The 19,736-nt window shown below is 71.0% G+C and carries 20 protein-coding genes; 9 read left to right on the top strand and 11 right to left on the bottom strand.

All coding sequences use genetic code 11. The features are described 5' to 3' along the window. Positions 1–62: 62 nt before the first annotated feature. Together VFZ92_RS31525 and VFZ92_RS31520 are read right to left on the bottom strand one after the other, a co-directional pair. Positions 63–2,636 carry a chitobiase/beta-hexosaminidase C-terminal domain-containing protein gene (locus tag VFZ92_RS31525; protein WP_330879720.1) on the bottom strand — a complete coding sequence of 858 codons (2,574 nt, stop codon included), beginning with the start codon at positions 2,634–2,636 and terminating at the stop codon, positions 63–65. Positions 2,637–3,031: 395 nt separating this feature from the next. After that, a complete protein-coding gene (locus VFZ92_RS31520) occupies positions 3,032–4,228 on the bottom strand; it encodes a beta-1,3-glucanase family protein (protein ID WP_330879719.1) in 1,197 nt (398 codons plus the stop codon). Positions 4,229–4,441: 213 nt separating this feature from the next. On the opposite strand from VFZ92_RS31520, the gene VFZ92_RS31515 reads away from it, so the two are divergent. Continuing rightward, a complete protein-coding gene (locus VFZ92_RS31515; RefSeq protein ID WP_330879718.1) occupies positions 4,442–4,927 on the top strand; it encodes an XdhC family protein in 486 nt (161 codons plus the stop codon). On the opposite strand, the gene VFZ92_RS31510 is transcribed toward VFZ92_RS31515, so the two are convergent. Further along, the gene (locus tag VFZ92_RS31510; RefSeq protein ID WP_330879717.1) at positions 4,924–5,544 is read right to left on the bottom strand and encodes a DUF998 domain-containing protein; all 621 of its coding nucleotides are present in this window, start codon (positions 5,542–5,544) and stop codon (positions 4,924–4,926) included. The genes VFZ92_RS31515 and VFZ92_RS31510 overlap by 4 nt on opposite strands. Positions 5,545–5,683: 139 nt before the next feature. Between VFZ92_RS31510 and VFZ92_RS31505 the strand changes: the two genes are divergently transcribed. Together VFZ92_RS31505 and VFZ92_RS31500 are read left to right on the top strand one after the other, a co-directional pair. Then, positions 5,684–6,538 (top strand): alpha/beta hydrolase, encoded by an 855-nt coding sequence (locus tag VFZ92_RS31505; RefSeq protein ID WP_330879716.1) that lies wholly within the window; start codon positions 5,684–5,686, stop codon positions 6,536–6,538. A 20-nt stretch (positions 6,539–6,558) separates the two neighbouring features. After that, positions 6,559–6,972 carry an Imm1 family immunity protein gene (locus VFZ92_RS31500; RefSeq protein WP_330879715.1) on the top strand — a complete coding sequence of 138 codons (414 nt, stop codon included), beginning with the start codon at positions 6,559–6,561 and terminating at the stop codon, positions 6,970–6,972. 123 nt (positions 6,973–7,095) lie between these two features. Here the strand turns inward: VFZ92_RS31500 and VFZ92_RS31495 are convergent, their stop codons facing one another. Next, positions 7,096–8,166 carry an alkene reductase gene (locus VFZ92_RS31495; protein ID WP_330879714.1) on the bottom strand — a complete coding sequence of 357 codons (1,071 nt, stop codon included), beginning with the start codon at positions 8,164–8,166 and terminating at the stop codon, positions 7,096–7,098. 31 nt (positions 8,167–8,197) lie between these two features. Then, positions 8,198–8,839, bottom strand: coding sequence for a hemerythrin domain-containing protein (locus VFZ92_RS31490; RefSeq protein WP_330879713.1), 642 nt, complete (start codon positions 8,837–8,839; stop codon positions 8,198–8,200). Positions 8,840–8,944: 105 nt separating this feature from the next. Here VFZ92_RS31490 and VFZ92_RS31485 point away from each other — a divergent pair, with 105 nt between their 5' ends. Both VFZ92_RS31485 and VFZ92_RS31480 read left to right on the top strand, forming a co-directional pair. Further along, on the top strand, positions 8,945–9,463 hold the full coding sequence (locus VFZ92_RS31485) for a MarR family winged helix-turn-helix transcriptional regulator (RefSeq protein ID WP_330879712.1): 519 nt from the start codon (positions 8,945–8,947) through the stop codon (positions 9,461–9,463). 79 nt (positions 9,464–9,542) lie between these two features. Then, positions 9,543–10,166 (top strand): SRPBCC domain-containing protein, encoded by a 624-nt coding sequence (locus VFZ92_RS31480; protein WP_330879711.1) that lies wholly within the window; start codon positions 9,543–9,545, stop codon positions 10,164–10,166. Between the two features lie 67 nt (positions 10,167–10,233). On the opposite strand, the gene VFZ92_RS31475 is transcribed toward VFZ92_RS31480, so the two are convergent. The 3 genes from VFZ92_RS31475 to VFZ92_RS31465 form a co-directional block, all read right to left on the bottom strand. After that, positions 10,234–11,718, bottom strand: coding sequence for an alpha/beta hydrolase (locus VFZ92_RS31475; protein WP_330879710.1), 1,485 nt, complete (start codon positions 11,716–11,718; stop codon positions 10,234–10,236). A gap of 51 nt (positions 11,719–11,769) precedes the next feature. Continuing rightward, on the bottom strand, positions 11,770–12,486 hold the full coding sequence (locus VFZ92_RS31470; protein WP_330879709.1) for a MerR family transcriptional regulator: 717 nt from the start codon (positions 12,484–12,486) through the stop codon (positions 11,770–11,772). A 475-nt stretch (positions 12,487–12,961) separates the two neighbouring features. Further along, positions 12,962–13,150 carry a hypothetical protein gene (locus tag VFZ92_RS31465; protein ID WP_330879708.1) on the bottom strand — a complete coding sequence of 63 codons (189 nt, stop codon included), beginning with the start codon at positions 13,148–13,150 and terminating at the stop codon, positions 12,962–12,964. 73 nt (positions 13,151–13,223) lie between these two features. Between VFZ92_RS31465 and VFZ92_RS31460 the strand changes: the two genes are divergently transcribed. After that, entirely contained in the window at positions 13,224–15,326 is a 2,103-nt protein-coding gene (locus VFZ92_RS31460) for a M6 family metalloprotease domain-containing protein (protein ID WP_330879707.1), read from the top strand. 144 nt (positions 15,327–15,470) lie between these two features. Here VFZ92_RS31460 and VFZ92_RS31455 read toward each other — a convergent pair whose 3' ends face one another. Both VFZ92_RS31455 and VFZ92_RS31450 read right to left on the bottom strand, forming a co-directional pair. Further along, entirely contained in the window at positions 15,471–16,187 is a 717-nt protein-coding gene (locus tag VFZ92_RS31455; protein WP_330879706.1) for an SDR family oxidoreductase, read from the bottom strand. 124 nt (positions 16,188–16,311) lie between these two features. After that, on the bottom strand, positions 16,312–17,130 hold the full coding sequence (locus VFZ92_RS31450) for a hypothetical protein (protein ID WP_330879705.1): 819 nt from the start codon (positions 17,128–17,130) through the stop codon (positions 16,312–16,314). A 194-nt stretch (positions 17,131–17,324) separates the two neighbouring features. Between VFZ92_RS31450 and VFZ92_RS31445 the strand changes: the two genes are divergently transcribed. Then, the gene (locus VFZ92_RS31445) at positions 17,325–18,209 is read left to right on the top strand and encodes a Scr1 family TA system antitoxin-like transcriptional regulator (RefSeq protein ID WP_330879704.1); all 885 of its coding nucleotides are present in this window, start codon (positions 17,325–17,327) and stop codon (positions 18,207–18,209) included. A gap of 11 nt (positions 18,210–18,220) precedes the next feature. After that, positions 18,221–18,415 (top strand): DUF397 domain-containing protein, encoded by a 195-nt coding sequence (locus VFZ92_RS31440; RefSeq protein WP_330879756.1) that lies wholly within the window; start codon positions 18,221–18,223, stop codon positions 18,413–18,415. A 57-nt stretch (positions 18,416–18,472) separates the two neighbouring features. Here VFZ92_RS31440 and VFZ92_RS31435 read toward each other — a convergent pair whose 3' ends face one another. Next, the gene (locus tag VFZ92_RS31435; protein ID WP_330879703.1) at positions 18,473–18,904 is read right to left on the bottom strand and encodes a VOC family protein; all 432 of its coding nucleotides are present in this window, start codon (positions 18,902–18,904) and stop codon (positions 18,473–18,475) included. A gap of 93 nt (positions 18,905–18,997) precedes the next feature. Here VFZ92_RS31435 and VFZ92_RS31430 point away from each other — a divergent pair, with 93 nt between their 5' ends. After that, positions 18,998–19,666, top strand: coding sequence for a GntR family transcriptional regulator (locus tag VFZ92_RS31430; RefSeq protein ID WP_330879702.1), 669 nt, complete (start codon positions 18,998–19,000; stop codon positions 19,664–19,666). The last annotated feature ends 70 nt before the right edge of the window (positions 19,667–19,736 follow it).

Genomic DNA, 19,736 nt, shown 5'->3' with positions numbered 1-19,736 from the left:
GGCCGGGCGGGCCCGAGGGCCTGCCCGACCGGCGTGGTCGGCCCTACCGCGGCGCGGTCACGTCACGGGTAGCTCACCACGTTCACCGGCACGGTGCCCGGAGGCGTCACCCCGCCGGTGTCGTTGATGACGTGGGTGATCGTGCCCTGGTAGTTCAGCGAGACCGTGCACAGGCTGTGGAAGCGCACGTTCGGGTTGTTCGGCACCTCGAAGGCGTTGTACGCGCTCACCGAGGGGTTGACGTTGAAGAAGTTGTAGCTGCCCAGCCCCCACGCCTCGTGGGAGGTGACGTTGTCCGCGACCTTGTAGGCCGCGTACCCGTTGCGGCCGCTCGGCCGGTTCCAGCTCGCCTGGTTGGGCACGTCGTAGGGCATCTCGTTCTGGAAGAAGATCGTCTTGCCGCCCTGGCCGTTCCAGATGACCTGCGTCTTCTGGTAGTGCTCCACGAACAGGCCGGTCGCCAGCACGTTGTTGCCGTTGACGATCAGGCCGGTGTCGCCCTTGGCCTGGGTCCACCCCCACGTGCCCGCGTTGCCGTGGTCGGCGCGCCAGGCCCAGATGTGGTCGATGATCGTGTTGTGGCTGTTGACGACCAGGCTGGTCGTCGCGTTGCCCGCGATCGACCCGCCGATGCGGAAGAACACGTCCTGCAACGTCGTCGGGTTGCTCGCGTGGTTCGCCGAGGACCCGGACGGGCCGACGGTCAGCAGCGCCGCCGAGTTCGTCAGGCCGGCGTCGAACAGGACGCCCTTGATCCGGACGCCGTCGACGTCGGCGACCTGCATGGCGTTGACCCCGTTGTCCGGGATCAGCGTCGGGTAGCCGATGCCCAGCACGACGGTGTTGGGCCGCGTGACGTTGAGCGTCTGGTTCAGGTGGTAGATGCCGGGGGTGAAGAACAGGTTGCAGCCCGCCGACAGCGCGGAGTTGATGGACGACGCGGTGTCGCCCGCCTTCACCACGTAGAACTGGCTCATCGGGATCGACGTGCCGGGGGTGGAGCCGTTCGCCCAGCTCGCGCCGGAGGCGTTGGTGCGCAGCGCGGGCGTGAACACCCGGTACTTGCCGGTGTTGTCGAGGTACAGGTAGGGCACGTCGCGGGAGACCGGCGTGGTCGCCAGGGTGGTCTCCGGCGGGTTCGGGAACGTGGTCGGCGGGGCGCCGGGGGTGCCCGAGAAGACCATGTTCCACACGCCGCCCGCCCAGCTGCCGAGGTTGCTGTCGCGGGTGTACCACTGCTGCTGGGAGATCGACGCGGTCTCGCCGGACACCTTCGAGTCGGCGATGTAGCCGCCGCTGGCGAAACCGTAGCTCGCCGGGTAGAGCTGGAGGTTGCCGCGGATGTCCATGCGGCGGAACGGCGCGGCCTGCGCGACGGCCCAGCGGTTGGAGCCGCCGATCGGGTTCACGGCCATGTTCTCCGCGGAGCGCCAGAAGTTCTGGAGCGCCACGCCCTTGTCGGACTCGTTGAACGCGTCGACGGTGATGGCGCCGTTGATGACCACGTCACCGGGGTTCTGGCCGAGGCCCGCGACCGAGGTGTAGTAGCCGACGTCGTCGTGGACGCTGTAGGCGCCGGGCTTGAACAGGTGCGCGATCCGGCCGTTGCCCATCTGGTGGGCGAGGGTGTCCTTCTGCGCGTTGAAGTCCGCGTCGAGCTGCGCCTGGATGGACGTGGCCGACATGCTCGGGTCGAAGATCCGGGTGTTCGGGCCGAAGTTCGGCACGTCGGGCTGCGTCGGGCAGCCCGCGGAGGTGCCGATCGTGTAGGTCGCGCTCGCCACCGCGGAGTTCGCGAGACCGGACTTGACGCCGATGGCGTTGACCGTCCGCGACGACGAGACCGTGATCGGGCCGCTGTACAGCGTCGAGGACGCCGTGGGCGTGGACCCGTCGGTGGTGTAGCGGATGGCCGCACCGGAGGTGGACGTGGAGATCGTCACCGTCTGCGCGGACGAGTACTGGCCGCCCGCCGGGCTGAACGTCGGCGTCGCGACCGGCGTGCCGATGACGTACGCCGCCGTCGCCACCGCGGACGTCGTCGACCCGGACTTCAGGCCGATCGCCTTCACCGTGGTGTTCGACGAGACGGTGATCGGGCCGCCGTAGACCGTCGAGGACGCCGAGGGGGTGGACCCGTCGGTGGTGTAGCGGATGGTCGCGCCGGAGGTGGCGGTGGAGATCGTCACCGACTGCGCCGACGGGTAGGTGCCCGCCGCGGGGGAGAAGGTCGGCGTGGCGACCGTCGTGGACCCGCCGCCGTGGGTGTAGGAGAAGTGCGGCGTGTCGTACTGCGGGCCGCCCTTCTCGTAGGTGAACCAGTAGTCGACCGCGCTGCCGGTGGACAGGCCGCTGATGGTGCGCCGCCACGTGCCTCCGCTGAGGTCCATGCGGAAGTTCTGCTGGCCCTGCCCCGCGACGACGTAGTGGATGTCGACGTAGAGCGCGGCGGTGGTCGGGGTGAACGAGACCTGCGCCTGGGTCGCGTTCACCGACGCGGCCGACTGCGTGTAGTCGTCGGCCGCGGCGGCGACGGACGCCCCCGTGACGGTCGAGGACAGGGCCAGTGCGAGCGCGACGACGGCCGCACGCCAGCGCGACCGGCGCCGGACGGTTTTCTGCGGGCTCCGATTCACGGGGGCGCCACCTCCAAGCAGGGAAAACCGAGGGGGACAACGGGGTGAGAGCGCTCTCACATCGGGACAGTAAACCGATTCAGGCGGACACGGAAGGGTTACACCGAAGAAACAAGCCCGACAGTGGGAAATACACGGGCGGCGGGCCTTCTCGCGTCGGGGAGCCGATCGGTCCCAGCCACTCGACGCTCGCGCTGAACTGGGCGGACGTGCTGCCCGCCCGATCGCCCCGACGTGCCCGGCGGAAGAGCGGTCGCGCCGAGCGGGTGCGTTCTCCACCGGCTTCCGGACCAATTTCGGCACCTGCCGACAATGAGGATTCCGTGATGCGCGAAAAAGCCCGGTGGGGCGCGTTCGAGAACGCGCCCCACCGGGTGCGGGGATTTCGCGGGTCCTCAGAAGGACGTCAGGGTGATGGTGACCGAGCTCGGCACGCCGTCGAACACCAGCGACTCGAAGTTGCCGACGTCGTCGAAGGCGAACCCGTAGGCCTTGCCGTCGACCATGTTGGCGTGGATCACCTTCGAGTAGTGGTCGGTGATCGGCTTGGTGTAGAACTCCTCGCCCTTGTAGGTCGGCTGGGTGTGCAGGAAGCCCAGCGTCGAGCGGTGCAGCGACGCGCACAGGGTGCGGGCCAGCGGGCCGACCACGTCGTCGTTCGGCGCGGCGAGCTTGCCGTCGCAGCCGAACACGTCCTTCGTGGAGGGCTGCGGGAACGACGCGACCTGCTTGCCCGTGGAGTCCTTGAACTGCAGGACCCCGTTGCCGTCGGTGCGACCGGTGTACTTGAGGTTCGGCTGGAACTCGAACGGCACGACCGTGAGGTCGGTGTCGCGGTAGGTGTTCCAGGTGTCGCTCAGGTAGCCGTCGAGGTAGGTGGCGTCGAAGCCGCCGTCGCCCTCCATCGCCAGCCGCGGCGCCAGCGCCCGCAGCCTCGTCCCGTCGGCGCGGGTGTGGATCAGCTTGCCCCAGTCGCCCGGCTCGTCCTCCAGGGCGTCGAGGATCGCGTCCCGTCCACCGGGCTTCAGCTCGCCCCTGGTGCTCGTGCCGCGCTCACCGGTCACCGACACCGAGTGGGGCACGCTGAACATGTCGACCTGCGAGCTGTTGAGCCACAGGCCCGCGTCGTTGTAGGTGAACTCGCTCCAGTCGAACAGCACGTCGCGGTTCGGGTCGCCGCCCGCCCACGGAGCGGGCTGCACGAGACCGCCGTCCTGCGCCAGCAGGAACGTCAGCTTCTGCCCGAACGACATGTACATCCGACCGGAGATCCCGCGGGGCAGCTGGATCGTCTTCGACGACCCGGTGCCCGGTCCCGCGATCGACACGTCGGGGGCGGGCGCCGGTGGGTTCGCGCCACCGCTCCACGCGGTGAACGCGCCCGCCTCGTCGACGTAGCCGAGCTTCCCGCTGGCCAGGTCGGTGCCCAGCACGTACAGGAACACCTCTTCCGAACGCCCCGAGTTGTTCGCGACGCTCAACGGCAGCAGGTTCGGCGGTTGCGCGGCCTGGGCCGTCGCAGCCACGCCGAGGACCACGGGAACGCTCACCGCCAGCGCGGTGAGCAGGTGGAGCAATTTCCGGGTGCGCACAAGCCACTCCAATCCCCGGTGACCGGGTGTGGTGCATGAGAGCGCTCTCCTGAGGAGGCGTTCCCATGGTTGGAGCGCCGCACGTCCAAGGTCAAGAGCGACCGCTTGGTCCTGTGGTCTGGAACCTGTGGACCGAAAAGTGTTTATCCGCGCAGATCGCGGACTTGGGGGTGGTTCTGGACGTCCGGGATTGGTGCGGCGAGACTGTGTCCCATGACCCCCTCAGAGGCCTGCGCGGTCGCGCACGGCGACGCACCGGCCGAGCCCGCCGACCGCACGCTCGTCGCCGTCTTCGCCTCGCCCGTCGCCCGCTACCTGCTCGCCTACGGCGCCGACCTCGGCTACCGCACGCTGCTCGTCGACCCCGACCCCGCGCGCGACGGCGCCGACGCGTTCCCCGACCTCGACGACCGCACCGACGTCGTGGTCACCGACCACCACCGGCCCGAACTGGGCGAGGTCCTGCGCGACGCGCTCGCGGGGGAGTCCCGCTGGATCGGCGTGCTCGGCAACCCGCGCCACCCCGGCCCCCACGTCGAGGCGCTGGCCGCGCTCGGCGTCGCCGAGGCCGACGTCGCCCGCGTGCACCGGCCCGTCGGCCTGAACATCGGCTCGCGGACCCCGCCCGAGATCGCCATCGCCACCCTGGCGGGCCTCATCGCCGAACGCGCGGGCCGACCTGGCGGTTTCGAGTTCTAGCGCACGTCGCCGAGGATCGCCTCGCCCTTGGTCAGCCACGCGAAGCCGAACGCCAGGATCGCCGCCGACTCCAGCCAGAGGGCGAGGTGCAGGTCGGTGTGGGGGAGGACGTTGGCCACCACGATCAGGGCCAGGCAGACCAGGATCACCCAGCCGCACACCACGTACACGCGGTTGCGCTGGACCTTGCGCGGCGTCGGCCGGGTCTGGTCGGACTTCGTGAACAGCACCAGGCAGAAGTACGCCAGCGCGAGGAAGAACACCGACGCGAACACCAGGTGCACCACGCCGACGACGCCCTGGGTCGGCGAGTGGCCGTCGCGCGGCGTCGTGGGGAACAGCGCCAACCCGACCGCCGCCACGCCCGCGGCCGACGCCGTCGCGTTGTCGAGCCCGTCGTAGCCCCGGTAGGACAGCAGGAACGCCCCGACCGCGCACATGGCGCCGATGAACACGTCCCGCATCGGGCTGTAGTAGTAGCCGCTGATCGAGTCGAGGAACTCGCCCCTGGTCAGCAGCACCCCCACCACCAGCACCACGGGCAGCAGCACGCCCACGAAGCCGATCGCGCGCCGCAGGAACAGGTACGAGTGGACGAGCGAGTCCTGCTGGCTCATGGCCACCTCCGCGAGTGCCGCTACCGGGTAGATCGGCAGGGTACGGACCGGCCACGAGCCGCCATCGGGGTGTTCCCGCGCATAACGTTCCCGCGACCGCGTCGTTGGACAGGGCAGATCCGACGCGAGAGGGGCTGGAATGCTGCTCGAGGACGGCACCGAGCTGCACGTGGTGCGCTCCGGCGACCCGGACGCCGCCGTGACCGTGGTGCTGGCGCACGGCTACGCCCTGGACCACCGCACGTGGTGGCGGGTGGTCGAGGGGCTCGGCCGGGACCACCGGGTGGTGGCCTACGACCACAGAGGACACGGCAGGTCCGACCCGGCCACAAAGGACACGGCCACCATCGAGCGGCTGGCCGACGACCTGGGCGAACTCATCGAGCACGGTGTCCCGGACGGCCCGGTCGTCGTGGTCGGGCACTCCATGGGAGGGATGGCCGCGATGGCCATGGCCGAACGCCGTCCCCGGCTCTACCGGCAGCGCGTCGCCGGTGTCGTGTTCGTGTCGACCGCGACCACCGGGCTGGCCGAGACGTCGCTGGCGTGGCCCAAGGCCGTCGGCAAGCTCGTGCGCGAGCTCGAACGGGCCTTCGGGCCGATCGTGCGGGCCGTCCGCGAGAAGATCGAGCCCGCCAAGACGGCGGGTCTGCGCTGGTGGCTGTTCGGCGACCAGCCGCGCGCCGAGGACGTCGAGCTGACCGCCGAGATGGTCTGGGCGCACTGGCCCTCGACCGTGGCCCTGTTCCGCCCCGCCGTCGACCGCTACGACCGCGAGGCGGCGCTGACGGTGGCGCGGGAGAAGCCCGTCGTCGCGATCGTCGGGGACGAGGACAGGCTGTGCCCGGAGTCGAACGCGCTGGCACTGGCCGAGGCCGCGGGCGGGGAAGCGCTGGTCGTCCCGGACGCGGGCCACATGCTCCCGCTCGAACGTCCCGAGGAAATTGTCGCCTGCGTTGCGAAACTCGTGAACTCGGAGTCCCGCGTGCGCTGATCGCCAGCTAGGGTTTTGCCATGGTGGCCCTGAACGCCTGGTACGGCGACGAGTTGATCAGCCTTCGTGGTGCTGACGACCTGGAAGTGTTGCTCGACCGGATGACCCGCGAACACGCGGCAGCCCAAGCCCCTCCGCTGCTCCAGATCTCCAGGAGAGAGCGGGGGTCCTGGGCGATCCTGCACATCGGACTGAACCACGACCGCGGCGTCGTCGGGCACACCGACAAGACCGGTGCCGTCATCAGCACCGACGGCACTGCGCCCACCGGCGCCGAACTCACCTACGACCACCGGGGGGAGCCGCACCCGCTGCCGTCCAACGCGGAGGTCCCGGCGGCCAGCGTCCGCCAGGCCGCGCACGACTTCCTGCGCACCGAGGGAGCCCGCCCGACGTGCGTGCGGTGGCAGGTCACCGTCTCGCCCGCCGACTGACCCACCCCGTCCACTCCGGACGGTGCCCACCGTCCGGACCCACCCCCGTGACCGGTTGAGACGGTCCACGTGCACGGCGGAGCCCCTCGACGAGGTGTCGAGGGGCTCCGCCGTGCCGCGGCGTCAGGCCTTCAGCGTCGGGTAGTCCAGGTAGCCCGTGTGGTCGCCGCCGAAGAAGGTGGAGGGGTCCGGCGCCTCGTACGGGCCCTGCGCGGCGAGCCGGGCCGGGAGGTCCGGGTTGGCCAGGTAGGACGATCCGAACGCGACGAGGTCGGCTCCGACGTCCTCCAGCGCGTCGTGGCCCGCCTCGTGCGGCGCCAGCGGGTCGGCGTCGCGGTGCGGGTTGAGCACGAGCGTGTGCGGCCACGCGGCCCGCAGCTCCTTGGTCAGCTCGCGGTTGCCCGCGACCTCCATGATGTGCAGGTAGGCCAGCGGCAGGTCGCGCAGCGCCTCCAGCAGCGCGAGGTACAGCTCGCGGGAGTCGCCCTCCTCGATGCCCTGGATCAGGTTCGCGGGGGAGATGCGCAGCGCGGTCCGCTCCGGCCCGATGGCGTCGGCCACCGCGCGGACGACCTCGACCGCGTACTTGATGCGGCCCTGCACCGAGCCGCCCCACTCGTCGGTCCGCTGGTTCACGCTGACCGACAGGAACTGCTGCGCCAGGTAGCCGTTGGCGCCGTGGATCTCGACGCCGTCGAACCCGGCGGCCACGGCGTTGCGGGCCGCGGCGACGTGGTCGGCGATGATCTCCACGATCTCGTCGTGCGTGAGCGCGCGGGGCGTCACGTAGTCCTGCGGGCCGGTGTAGGTGAAGACCTGGCCCTCCGGGCGCACCGCGGACGGCGCGACCGGCTGGAACCCGGCGATCTCCGGGTGGCCGATGCGGCCGGCGTGCATGATCTGGGCGAAGAACGCCGCGCCGTTGGCCTGCGCGGCCTTGACGACCGGCTTCCAGCTCTCGACCTGCTCCTCGGTGTGCAGGCCCGGCGTGTTCGTGTAGCCCTGGCCGGACAGGCTCGGCTGGATGCCCTCGGTGATGATCAGCGCGGCCGTGGAGCGCTGGCCGTAGTACTCCGCCATCAGGTCGGTCGCGTGGCCCTCGCGGGTGGCGCGGCTCCGCGTCATGGGCGCCATCGCGATCCTGTTGGCGGTCTTGACGGTGCCGACGGTGGTCTCTTCGAACAGCCTGCTCATGTCTTCCGCTCCTGTTGTGTGACCTCGGCCGTCAGAGCTGGCCGGGGAAGAACCCGTGACGGGAGAGGGGCGCGACGAGTTCGCGCTCCTCGTAGGCGAAGTGCGACAGCACCGTGTCGGTGAGCAGGTCGACGGCCTCGGTGATGGGTCCGAAGTCCGTCGGGTCGTCCGCCAGGCGGATGAGCGCCCCGTCGACGCCCTCCAGCACGGTGTGGATCGCGTGGTGCTCCTCGGTCAGCCGGTCGAGGACCTCGGCCAGGTCCCGCTGGCTGCGCCGGAGGTGCGGGAAGACCTGCTCGGTCTCCATGCCGTGGTGCTGGGTGAGGGAGGCGCACTGGGCCTGGCACGCGCCGTGCAGGCGCCAGTCGACGGTGCGGAGGGCGAGCCCGTTCAGCTCGCCCCGCGCCTGGCCGATCCCGGTGCCGCCGTCCCTGACCCGCCGCAGGATCTCGCGCACCTTCGCGAGTTCCGCGCGGTAGTGGTCGTGCACGGCGATCAGGTGGTGCCCCGCGCTCAGCCCTCGCCTGGTGAACCGCACGTCGTCGTCCGGTTCCGGCGCGGTCGGCCGGTCGTGCTCGCTCAGCACCGACGTGGCGCCGAGCCGTGTGCTCGGAGCGGTGCTGGGGACCAGTCCGGTCCGGCGGGTGACCCATCCGCCCCTGTCGTCCGACACGTCCTGACCTCCTCAAGTGCGTTACCTCAAATATAGTCTGTCCGGCAGAACATCTGTCAACTAGAAAATATGCCCGGACGAACAAAGGCGGTGTAAGCTGCGGCTATGGCCACGGAGCGGTGTCACGAACTGGCGGAGGGGGACACCCTGCGCCGCGACTTCGGCTGGGCGCTCGGGGTCGTCTTCCGCGCCTACCTCAAGGCCGCGAACGAGGCCACGGGCTCGCTGCCCGGCGGCCCGCGCGGTCACCAGGTGCTGGAGGCGGCGACCAGGCGGCCCCCGGTGAGCCAGAGCGTCATCGCGCAGGAGATCGGCTGCGACCGCACCGTCATGACCTACCTGCTCGACGACCTGGAGCGCGAGGGCCTGCTCACCCGCCGCCCCGACCCGGCCGACCGGCGCAGCCGCCAGGTCGTCGCCACCGAGAAGGGCGTCGAGCGGCTGGAGAGGCTGCGCGAACTCATCGTGCGCGCCCAGGACTTCGTGCTCCAGGAACTCGACGAGGAGGACCGGCACGTGCTGCGGTGCCTCCTCCAGCGCTCCGCGGTCCGGCTCGACTCGCTCGACCCGACGGCCCCGTGCAACGTGGTCCGCGACATCGCCGCCGCCGACCACGCCGGATAGGTCAGCTTTTACTTATATAAGCCTCGTCTGTCATACTGGGCCGCGCACGCGGCACCGGATGACGGCAGAGGGGCTACACATGATCGACATCGCCAACCACCTGAAGGCGATCCACCGCGAGGTGGGCAGGGGCCAGGCCGCGAGCGGCGAGGTGGTCAGCGTCCTGCTGCGCCGCGAGTACGACGCGCACGTCGCCGACGTCTGGGACGCGCTGACCGACCCGGACCGGGTCAAGCGCTGGTTCCTCCCGGTCAGCGGCGACCTGCGGGAGGGCGGCACGTTCCAGCTGGAGGGCAACGCGGGGGGCGACATCCTCACCTGCCTGCCGCCGACGACGCTGAAGGTCACCTTCGGCGGCCCGACCAGCGTCGTGGAGCTGCGCCTCACCGCCATCGGCGACGAGGGGACCGCCCTGGAGCTCGAACACACCGTGCCGATCGAGATGGCGGGCAGCGGCGCGGGCGCCCTCTACGTCGGCCCCGGCTGGGACGGCGCGTTCCTGGCGCTGGCGCTGTTCCTGGCGGGTGAGACCGCCGAGGACCCGGCGGCGGCCGCGAACTCCCCGGAGGCCCAGGAGTTCTCCCGCCGGTCGGTGCGCGCGTGGGTCGCCGTCGTCGAGTCGTCCGGCACCGCGACGGCCGACGAGATCGCCGCCGCCACCGAGGTGTCGCTGGCCCAGTTCGCCCCGGACGTCACCGACTGACGCGACCGCGCCGCGGGCGGGCCCACCCCGCTGGGGCGAGCCGACCCGCGGCGCGGTGGGCCGGGGACTACCCGATGGACAGCGTCGGGCCCTCGGACCTCGGGGCCTCGGCGGCGCACCGGACGTCGTGCGCCGGGCGCTGCCCGCCGACCAGGTACTCGGTCACCCGGTCGTCGGCGCACGCGTTGGTGCCGAAGAGGTAGGTGCCGTGCCCGCCCTGGTCCACGGTCAGCAGCGCGGCCCGGTCACCGAGGGCGCGCCGCGTCGAGAGCGCGCCCGCCAGCGGCGTGGCGGGGTCCCGGTCGTTCTGCGCCATCAGCACGTTGCGCGGCCCGCGGTCGGAGATCCGCACCGGCTTCTCCGCGGCGTCCGGCCAGAAGGCGCACGGGTACACGTTGGCCGCCGCAGCGCCGAACATCGGGTGGCGGACGCGGTCCACGGCGACGTTGTGCTGGTAGGTCGCCACCGACGTCGGCCAGCGCGAGTCGCCGCACACCACGTAGTTGCGGCCCGAGATCAGGCTGTCGAGCCGAGGGGGAGCGGGCGTGTCGTTCGGCGGCAGCGGGGCACCGGTGTCCAGCGACCTCCATACCTCGGCCAGCGCGGTGAACGACCTGTCGGTGGTGCTGTAGAGCCCGCCGAAGGTGAGCGCGCGGAACAGCGGGCCGGTGACGCCCTCGGGCGACGGCGTCCCGTCGAGACGGCCCGCGATGTCGAAGTACTTGGCGCGCACCGCCTCGGGCGTGCCGCCGAGGCCGAACTCGGGACGGGCCGCCGCCCACTTCGCGAAGTCCGGGAACGTGTCCTCCACGCCGCGGCCGTACAGCCTGCCCGCCTCGACGTCCCAGCCGCCCGCACCGAGGTTGCTGTCGATCACGACGCGGTCGGAGGTGCGGGGGAACAGCGTGGCGTACACCGCGCCCAGGTACGAGCCGTAGGAGTACCCGAGGAACGACGCCCTCCGCTCGCCGAGCGCGGCGCGGATCCGGTCGAGGTCGCGGGCGATGTTCGCGGTCGTGTTGTGCGGCAGCAGGTACGCCGTCGACGACGTGGTGCACTGCTGCGCGATCTTCTTCACCGCCTCCGCCCTCGTGAGCACGTCCTGCGGCGTCACGGCGTACGGCGGGACGCTGCCCGCGTACTGCTGCTCCAGCGTCAGGTCGCACGTCGCGGGCGTGCTGCGGCCCAGCCCCCGCGGGTCGATCCCGATCACGTCGTAGGAGTCCCGCACCTCCTGCGGCAGACCGGCCAGCCGCAGGGTCGCCGGGAACGTCAGGCCCTCGCTCGGGCCACCGGGGTTGGTGAGCAGGACGCCGCGGCGCTTCTCCGGGTTCTTGCTGGCGATGCGCGAGATCGCCAGTTCGATCGTCCGGCCTCCCGGATCCCGGTAGTCCAGCGGCACCCGGAGCGTCCCGCACTCCACGTCGGGAGCCGCGACGTCGGCCGGGCACTCGGCCCACGTCACGGTCGGGGCGGGCGTCGCCGCGGACACCCCCGGCGCCACCGCCATCGTCGCCGCGGCGGCCAAGACCGCCGTCACATACCTTCGCATTTGCAAATACCCTTTCGTTGGTGGGCCCGCCGTGGGTCGAACCGGGGTTCCTCAGCCGTTCATGCGCACCAGGACGTCGATCTGCGCCTCGTTGTAGAGCTCGACGACGACCTTGCCCATCGTCCGCATCGCGAACTCCTCACCGCGAGGCGCGCCCGCGTAGATCCCCGCCGGAGCGGGGAACCTGGCACGCAGCTCCCGCACGATCGGCAGCGCGCTCATGCGGTCGGCCAGGTCCTGGCGGGTCTGCTCGTCCGCGTCGGCAGGCAGGGCGTCGAACTCCAGCCCCACCGGGTCCTTCGCCTTCCCGTCCAGCACCTCGGCGTAGGTGGCCAGCGCCTCCGGCGACATGAGCTGGGCCAGCACGACGGTGACCGAGCGGTCCTTCGGCGACATGTCCGCGCCCGCGATCGTCGCGGCGATGTCGAACGGCAGGTCCGTCGGCACCTCCCGGCGCAGGATCAGCGCCAGCTCGCCCCGCACCCGTCGCAGCCGCTCGACCGTGGCCGCCAGCTCGGCGTCCAACCGGCGCAGCGCCTCGCCGGGGTGCTCGTCCTCGTCCCCCAGCTCGGCGATCCGCGTGAGCGACAGCCCCAGCCCGGTGAGCCGCTTGACCCGCAGCACGCGCACGAGGTGGGTCACCCCGTAGCTCTTGTAGCCGTTGGCCCGACGCTCGGGCTCGGCCAGCAGCCCGACCTCGTGGTAGTGCCGGATCGTGCGCAGCGTCGTGCCCGCGAGCTCGGCCAGCTGACTGGTGCTCCACCCCACGACGTCGCCCCCCCTCGGTGGTCCTCGACGCGGTCGCGTCGACACGGCAAGTGGAAACCATGCCGTTGCGGCACGGTCAAGCGTGGTGGAAACTTTCCGACCAAGGTATGAGCTGGGTGTTCACCTTCGTCCCGCGCGGGTCCGCGGATGGTCTCGCCCGACCGCGCCGACCGGCTCGGCAACGGGACGGGGGTGGGCGGCGACTCCTGCTGGTGACCGCTGGCACCTGCCGACGGACACCGATGCGGAGCGTGCGGCGATGCGCGGACTGGTTCTGGTCGTCGCCGTCCGGCTGGTCGTCGCCGTCCTCCGCGCGGTGACCGCCCGGACCGCCGGTGCCGCGCGGCCCGCAGGCGGCTCCGCGACCGGCCAACCGGTTCCGCAGCGGGACCCGGTCGCCGGTGGGGCACGTGAGCGGTGTGCGGAGCCGTCGAACTCACGCGCACCGTCCCCACGAGATCGACCACTTCCACGGTCAGACCACCTGCTCCCGGACCTCCCCGCAGCTCACGGTCATCAGCCGCAACGGCGAGGTCGCCGCGCGGCGCGGTGCGAGCATCGCCACCAGCATCCGGATCGCGTGCGGACCGGGGCCGCCGTCCAGCTCGGCCTCCAGGCGCTCCCGCCGCGCGAGCGGCGTCCTCCCGACGCTGATTTCCGTCAACTGACAACGGTCCGCGCGACCTCACCGGGGGAGGAGTCGTCGATAGCGTGGGCGGACCTACCACGGAGGTGGCATGGACCACACACGTGTCCGGCGACGCCCCGCCCTGCTGATCACCGCGCTGCTCTCGGTCGCCGCGCTCACCGCGGGCACCACCGGCGTGACCGCCGCTCCCCTCGACGAGCCCCCGCACCACTGGCAGTTCGACCACTGGCCGCGGCAGCAGCCGTGGCAGGAGCCCCGCGACTCCGCCCGCGCGGCGGCGGCGGCCGGGTTCCCCGGCCCGGTCGACCCGCAGAACTGGGTCAACCCCGACCACATGACGTGGGAACGGGACTACCGGGCGATCCCCGGCACCACCTGGGCCGACCCGTCGGTCAGGGGATCGGTGCGCGACTTCAGGGGCGCGCTGGTCCTGCTCGACTACCCGAACCAGCCGTTCGTCGTGACGCAGCCGAAGAACTCGACGGTGTTCGGCAACCCCAGCGCGGAGGCGAGCGGTGTCCCGCGCGACCAGGTCGCCCGGTTCTACCAGGACTTCCTGAACCAGCCGAACGCCCTCAACCGCGGCCACACCGTGCACGAGTACTGGATGGAGGACTCCGGCGGGCGCTACGGCGTCGACCTGACGGCGTTCGGCCCGTACACGATGCCGGGCAAGGACCACGAGTACGCCATGGAGTTCCAGGGCGGCACCGCCTGCCCCGCGGGCGACACGTGCAACCGCGACATCCGCACCGACGGCCGGGCCGCGTGGATCGCCGACGTCGGGGCGGAGGTGCCGAAGGGGTACGACTTCGTGTACTTCCTGTCCGCGGGCCAGGACGAGTCCGGGACGTGGCAGGAGTTCGGGATGATGAAGTTCCCGACGAAGGAGGCCGTGACCGACGAGTTCGGCCCGCCCGACCCGGCCCTGCCGAACTGGTCGCGCACCCGCTACGTCGACTGGACGTCGTGGGCCGCGGGCTCCAGCATCTGGCCCAACGCGGGCGGTGGTTCGTCCACGCAGGCGGAGAGCTCCGGCCAGGGCGTGTACGCGCACGAGCTGAGCCACCTGCTCGGCATCGGCGACAACTACAACAACCCGTACGGCACCCCGCCGCGCCGCGACTACAACGGCATCTGGGACATGCTGTCGCGCGGGTCGTTCAACGGTCCCGGCGGTCCGCACTCGCGCTGGGTCGTCCCGGCGACGGCGGGCGGGTCGATGGGCGCGCAGCACATGCTGCGCAACAAGATGAAGCTCGGCATCGTCGACGAGCGCAACGTGCTGCGGCTGTCCAGGGAGGCGCTGGCCGAGTCCGGGCCGGTCGTCGCGAAGGTCACCGCCCGCACGGTCCAGCCGGGGCCGACCGGGTTGTCGGGGATCAACGTCGTGCTCGGCACCGGTGACCTGGCTCCGCCCTGCGACGTCCGGACCGACCCGTTCTGCGACGGCCGCGGGTACCAGAACTACACCGTCGAGGTCGTGGACCGGATGGGCGTGGACTCGTTCACGCCGGACGCGGGCGTGCTGCTGGCCAAGACCAAGAACGCCGACCAGGCGCCGTTCGCGTGGGTGGTCGACGCCAACCCGCAGGACATCGGCATGACCGACTACGTCCTGCCGGACGGGACGCGGGTGCCCATCACGGTCGGCGACTACCGGCAGCTGGCGGACGCGCTGTTCCACGCGGGCACGAACTCGGGCAGCGAGCACGAGTACGTCGACCAGGCCAACCGGCTGCACTTCTACGTGCTGGACGTCGAACGCGACGGCCGGGGCGTCCTGTCCTACACGGTGGCCGTCCGGTCGCTGGACGGCGCGGGCCCGCAGCAGCGCGGCGCACGGGTCCTGCCCGCCGCCGCCCGTGCGAGCACGGACGGCGTGGCGACGTGCCGCTTCCCGCTGCTCAACACCGGCCGCACCGCCGCCCCGGCCGGGGAGCACCCGGAGCCCGTCGCCCAGTACCTCGACGGCGACGTGTACCGGGTGTCGGCGAGGGCGGAGGGCCGCGGCTGGTCCGTGTCGGTGCCCAACACCCTCGCGACGGCGAAGTTCGGCGGGCGGGTGGAGGTGCCGGTGCACGCGAAGCGGGACGGCGGTGCGCTCATGTCGAAGGTGACCCTCACGGCCACGTCGGAGAGCGACCCGACCAAGGTCGCGACCGCCTCCTGCACGGTGGTGGGGAGGTAGCCCGGTCCACGACGGACGTCGGCGCGACCCGCGTGGTCGCGCCGACGCCCCGCCGTCAGCCGGAGGTGAGCGGACCTCGCCCTCGACGTCTCCCGGCAGCGCGTGGGCACCAGGGCCAGTGGGACGCGGTCCCGGCCGCGCGGGTCACCAGGGGACGGCACCCGCGTCGTCGAAGAAGCCGCCGCGAGGTCCGTCGTCCGGCAGCGTGGCGAGCCGGATCGCGATGGCGGCCCCCTGCTCCGGCGTTCGCGGCGCGGCGAAACCGGTGAAGTCGGTCGCGACGTAGCCGGGGCAGGCGGCGTTCACGATGACGTTCGTGCCGGCGAGAGCACGGGCGTACTGCGCCGTGACGCTGTTGAGCATCGTCTTCGACGGCGCGTACGCCGCCATGACCGGACCGGTGCGGAGCACGAGCGAGCCCATGGTGCTGGACATGTTGACGATGCGCGGCGACCTCGCGCGGCGGAGCAGCGGGAGCATCGCGTTCGTCACCCGCACGGCCCCGAACACGTTGGTGTCGAGGACCGTGCGGACGACGTCGAGGTCCAGCGTCGTCGGGTCCTGCGCACCCTCGTCGACCCGGCCCGCGATACCGGCGTTGTTGACGAGCACGTCGAGCCGCCCCGCCACCTGCTCGACGACCTTCGCCGCCGCGGCGACGCTCTCGTCGGAGGTGACGTCGAGCGCGACCCCGACCGCGTCGACGCCCTCGGCGCGCAGGCGCTCGACGGCCGCCTCCCTCCTGCCCTCGTCCCGCGCTCCCACCGCGACCGCGAAGCCGACCGCCCCGAGCCCGCGGGCGATGGCGAGACCGATTCCCTTGTTGGCGCCGGTGACCAGCGCGATCCTCTTGTCGTTCACCCGACCGATCGTCGGCTCGCCGGGCACGGGTGTCCAAGACTGATCGAGTGCGACGTGATACCCGGCGGGTATCAGCCACGCCCCGCCGTCGCCGAGGAGCCGACCTTCGGACGCGCGGCCGCGGTCACACCCGGCGGGGCGACCTGACCAGTCGGATCCACGCTCGTGCCGTGGTTTCCTTGTTCGCGACCTCTGCCTGCCGGTACGACCTGGAACAGCTGCCTTCGCTGTGCCGGACCACCTCCTCGAAGAACCAGGCCGAGCTGATGATCGCGAGGACCGCGGAGGACTCGGTCAGCGCGCTCTTGAGCACGTCGGCGTCGACGAGCCGGAACGTGTGGGTTATCGACGAGCCCGTCACACCGTGCTGGTCGTAGTTGACTTCCCCCGCGTGCAGGGCGAGCTTGAGGCGAATCCGCTCCGCGGGGGGATGGCTCTTGTTGTGCCGGGTCAACTCGTCGACGAGGACGATCGGCAGGTCGTCGACGAACAGGGCCTTGGACACCTCGGCGGAGGCGAGGACGAGCACGCCGTCTCCCCGGTCCTCCCGCCGGCAGGAGTGCCACGGGATGCCGACGGCCTCGAACGCCTGCTGCATCGCCCGGTACATGCCGTGCCGGATCCGCACCTGATTGGTGTTGTTCCGGCTGTGCCGACCGAATCCCTCGATGTCCGCGGCGATGATCGTGCGGTGCACCGTGGTCAGGGTGATGGCGTCCGGATCCGCGGCGTCGGTTCGACGCTTGCCGCGCTGCGCGGTGGCGGGCTTCGTGCTTTGCCCGTTCGTCGAACGTGAGGGCTGCGGTAATCCTTTTTGGTGAACTCTTCTGTTCGGGTCGCGCGGTTTCGGTACGGGATTGAGCCCCTTCCAGTTCGCGGTCGACACCATCGTTCCTCCCCGGTGGCATGCAGGTCTTGCCCTTGCCAGGCGGCGAGCCAGCAACCGGGTTCCAACGGACGGCGAACTGTGACGCGGGCTGCGGGGTTCGATTCAAGACCAGGTTTCAGAGCAGCACGCGTTCCGTTGACTGGCTAGTCACGTGTTAACCGAAGGGTACCCTGTACCACTACAGCTACGGTTCAACCGTTTGGTTACAGTAACCGTGCACGTGCAGGTTCTTGTGCTTTTCCGGGGTAGTGGCCGTGGAAGGGGAAGTCGTGGCGTTGCCGATGTCACCCGTGGTCGCGGCGTGGGAACTCGCTCTCCGGCTGCGCCAGCGGCGTGACCACATGGGCGTCGAGGTCAAGACCATCACGCAAGCGCTGGGCTTCTCCCGCAACTACTGGTCCGCGGTGGAGAACGAGCGCAAGATCCTGTCCGAGGAGAGCTTGATCAAGCTCCTGGAGTTGTTCGAGTTCGACCAGGAAGAGCGGAACGAACTCCTCGAACTCCGCAGGTTCGCCAAGGAGCACGGTTGGTGGACGCGCTACGCGGCGCTGCTCGACGGCGAACTCCAGCGCTTGATGGGTTTGGAGTACGGGGCGCAGAGCGTTCGCGACTACGAAAGCCTCCTGGTCCCCGGCCTGCTCCAAACGGCGGACTACGCCAGGGCGATCATGACCCCCGACGTCACCATGCGCCAGGTCGAGGTCGACCAGCGGGTCGAGGTCCGCCTGCGGAGGCAGAGCCGGCTCACCGATGACGATCCTCTGCAGATGACGGCCATCATCAGCGAAGCGGTGTTGCGGCAGGAACTCGGCGGCCCCGCCGTGCTGAAGCGGCAGCTGGCTCACATCGTGAACATGGTCGAGGAGCACCCGGACACCATCGAGGTGCGGGTGCTCCCGTTCACGGTCACGGCGTGCGGGCTGTTCGGCGCCGCGACCGTTCACCTGATCGATTTCGAGAGTCCCAGGCTGCCGACCGTCTTCTGGCAGGAAACGGTCACGACCTGGGGTGTTGTCGATGATCCCGTGCAGGTGCGGGACATCGTCATGACGTACCGGGAGGCGCTCGGGCGTGCTCTCAGTACCAGTGATTCCGTGAAGATGATCCACCGGCGCATCAAGGAGATTAGTTGACCAGCAAGGTAGTGCCACCGTCGCCGCGTGACCAGGGTGGGTGGTTCACGAGCAGCTACTCCAACGCCGGAGGGAGCTGCGTCGAAGTCAGGTTCTCCCAGCGCGCTGTGTCGGTGCGTGACAGCAAGGCTCGCGATGACCGTCACTCGGTCATCCAGGTCTCAGCGGCCGGGTGGAGTTCTTTCCTGAACTTCGTCGTCGACTGATCACCCCCCGGCTCGGCGCGGGTCGCGATCCGCGCCGAGCCGGGGGAGCGCGGGCCGTCAGGCGGCGAACACCTGCGAGTCGTCGGCGAAGGCCTTGAACTCCAGGGCGTTGCCCGCCGGGTCGAGCAGGAACATGGTCCACTGCTCGCCGGTCTGCCCCTCGAAGCGGACGTACGGCTCGATGACGAACCGGGTGCCCGCCGCGCGCAGCCGGTCGGCGAGCGCCTGGAACGCCGGGACCGTCAGGACCAGGCCGAAGTGCGGCACCGGGACGTCGTGGCCGTCGACCGGGTTGTGGAACTGCGGCGTGCGACCGGCCGCCAGGTGCGTGACGAACTGGTGGCCGTGCAGGTTCCAGTCCACCCAGGTGTCCGCGCTGCGGCCCTGTTCCAGACCGAGCACCTCGCCGTAGAAGCGGCGGGCGGCGGCCAGGTCGTCGACCGGCACGGCCAGGTGGAACCTCGGGATCGGCGAATCGAGAACGGTCATGGCTCGGACCCTCCTGGGTGGTCATCAGGCAATGTCAACATTCCTACAACAGAGGCAATGTTAACATGACGACAACCAGTGGAGGGTGGTGTCATGGACGACCGGGGCAGGGTGGCCCCCGCCCGTCGGCGGGGCTTGGCCGAGGAGGTCGCGGACCGCATCCGGGAGGCGGTCTTCAGCGGCGCCTACGCGCCGGGCGCGCAGCTGCGGGAGGTGGAGCTGTCCGAGGCGCTGGAGGTCAGCCGGGGTCCGGTGCGCGAAGCGCTGCTGCACCTGGAGCGCGAGGGCCTGGTCCGCAGCGCGTGGCACCGCGGCGCCACGGTCACGACGCTGTCACCCGAGGACGTCGCCGAACTCGTCAGCCTGCGCGGCGCGCTGGAAGGGCTTGCCGTGCGGGAGGTGGTCGCCCACGCCTCGGACGAGGACATCGCGGCCTTGGAGAAGGCGGCCGACCTGATGGAGCGCGCCACGGACGTGCACGAGATGGTGCGCTCCGACATCGACTTCCACGACGCCGTGTTCGCCGCCGCCCGCCACCGGCGCCTGTACGAGGCGTGGAGCGGCATCCGCCGCCAGGTGCACCTGTTCCTGCTGATCAGGATCGGCCGCAGCACGGAGGGCTACCTCACCCGCATCCCCAGCGAGCACCGCGAACTCGTCGCCGCCCTGCGGGCACGTGACGCCGAGACCGCTCTCGACCTGTTCGCCGCGCACCGCCGCCTCGCCGTCGACGTCATCGCGGGCACCCCCGACCCCGACTGACCCGCTGGAGCGCTGCCCGCCCGCGTGCGGGAGGTCGCCACCCCCACCACCGGTTCGCGGCACGCGGCGG

The organism is Umezawaea sp. (assembly GCF_036375055.1).
GTDB lineage: Bacteria > Actinomycetota > Actinomycetes > Mycobacteriales > Pseudonocardiaceae > Umezawaea.
This window is presented reverse-complemented; position numbering and strand designations above follow the sequence as displayed.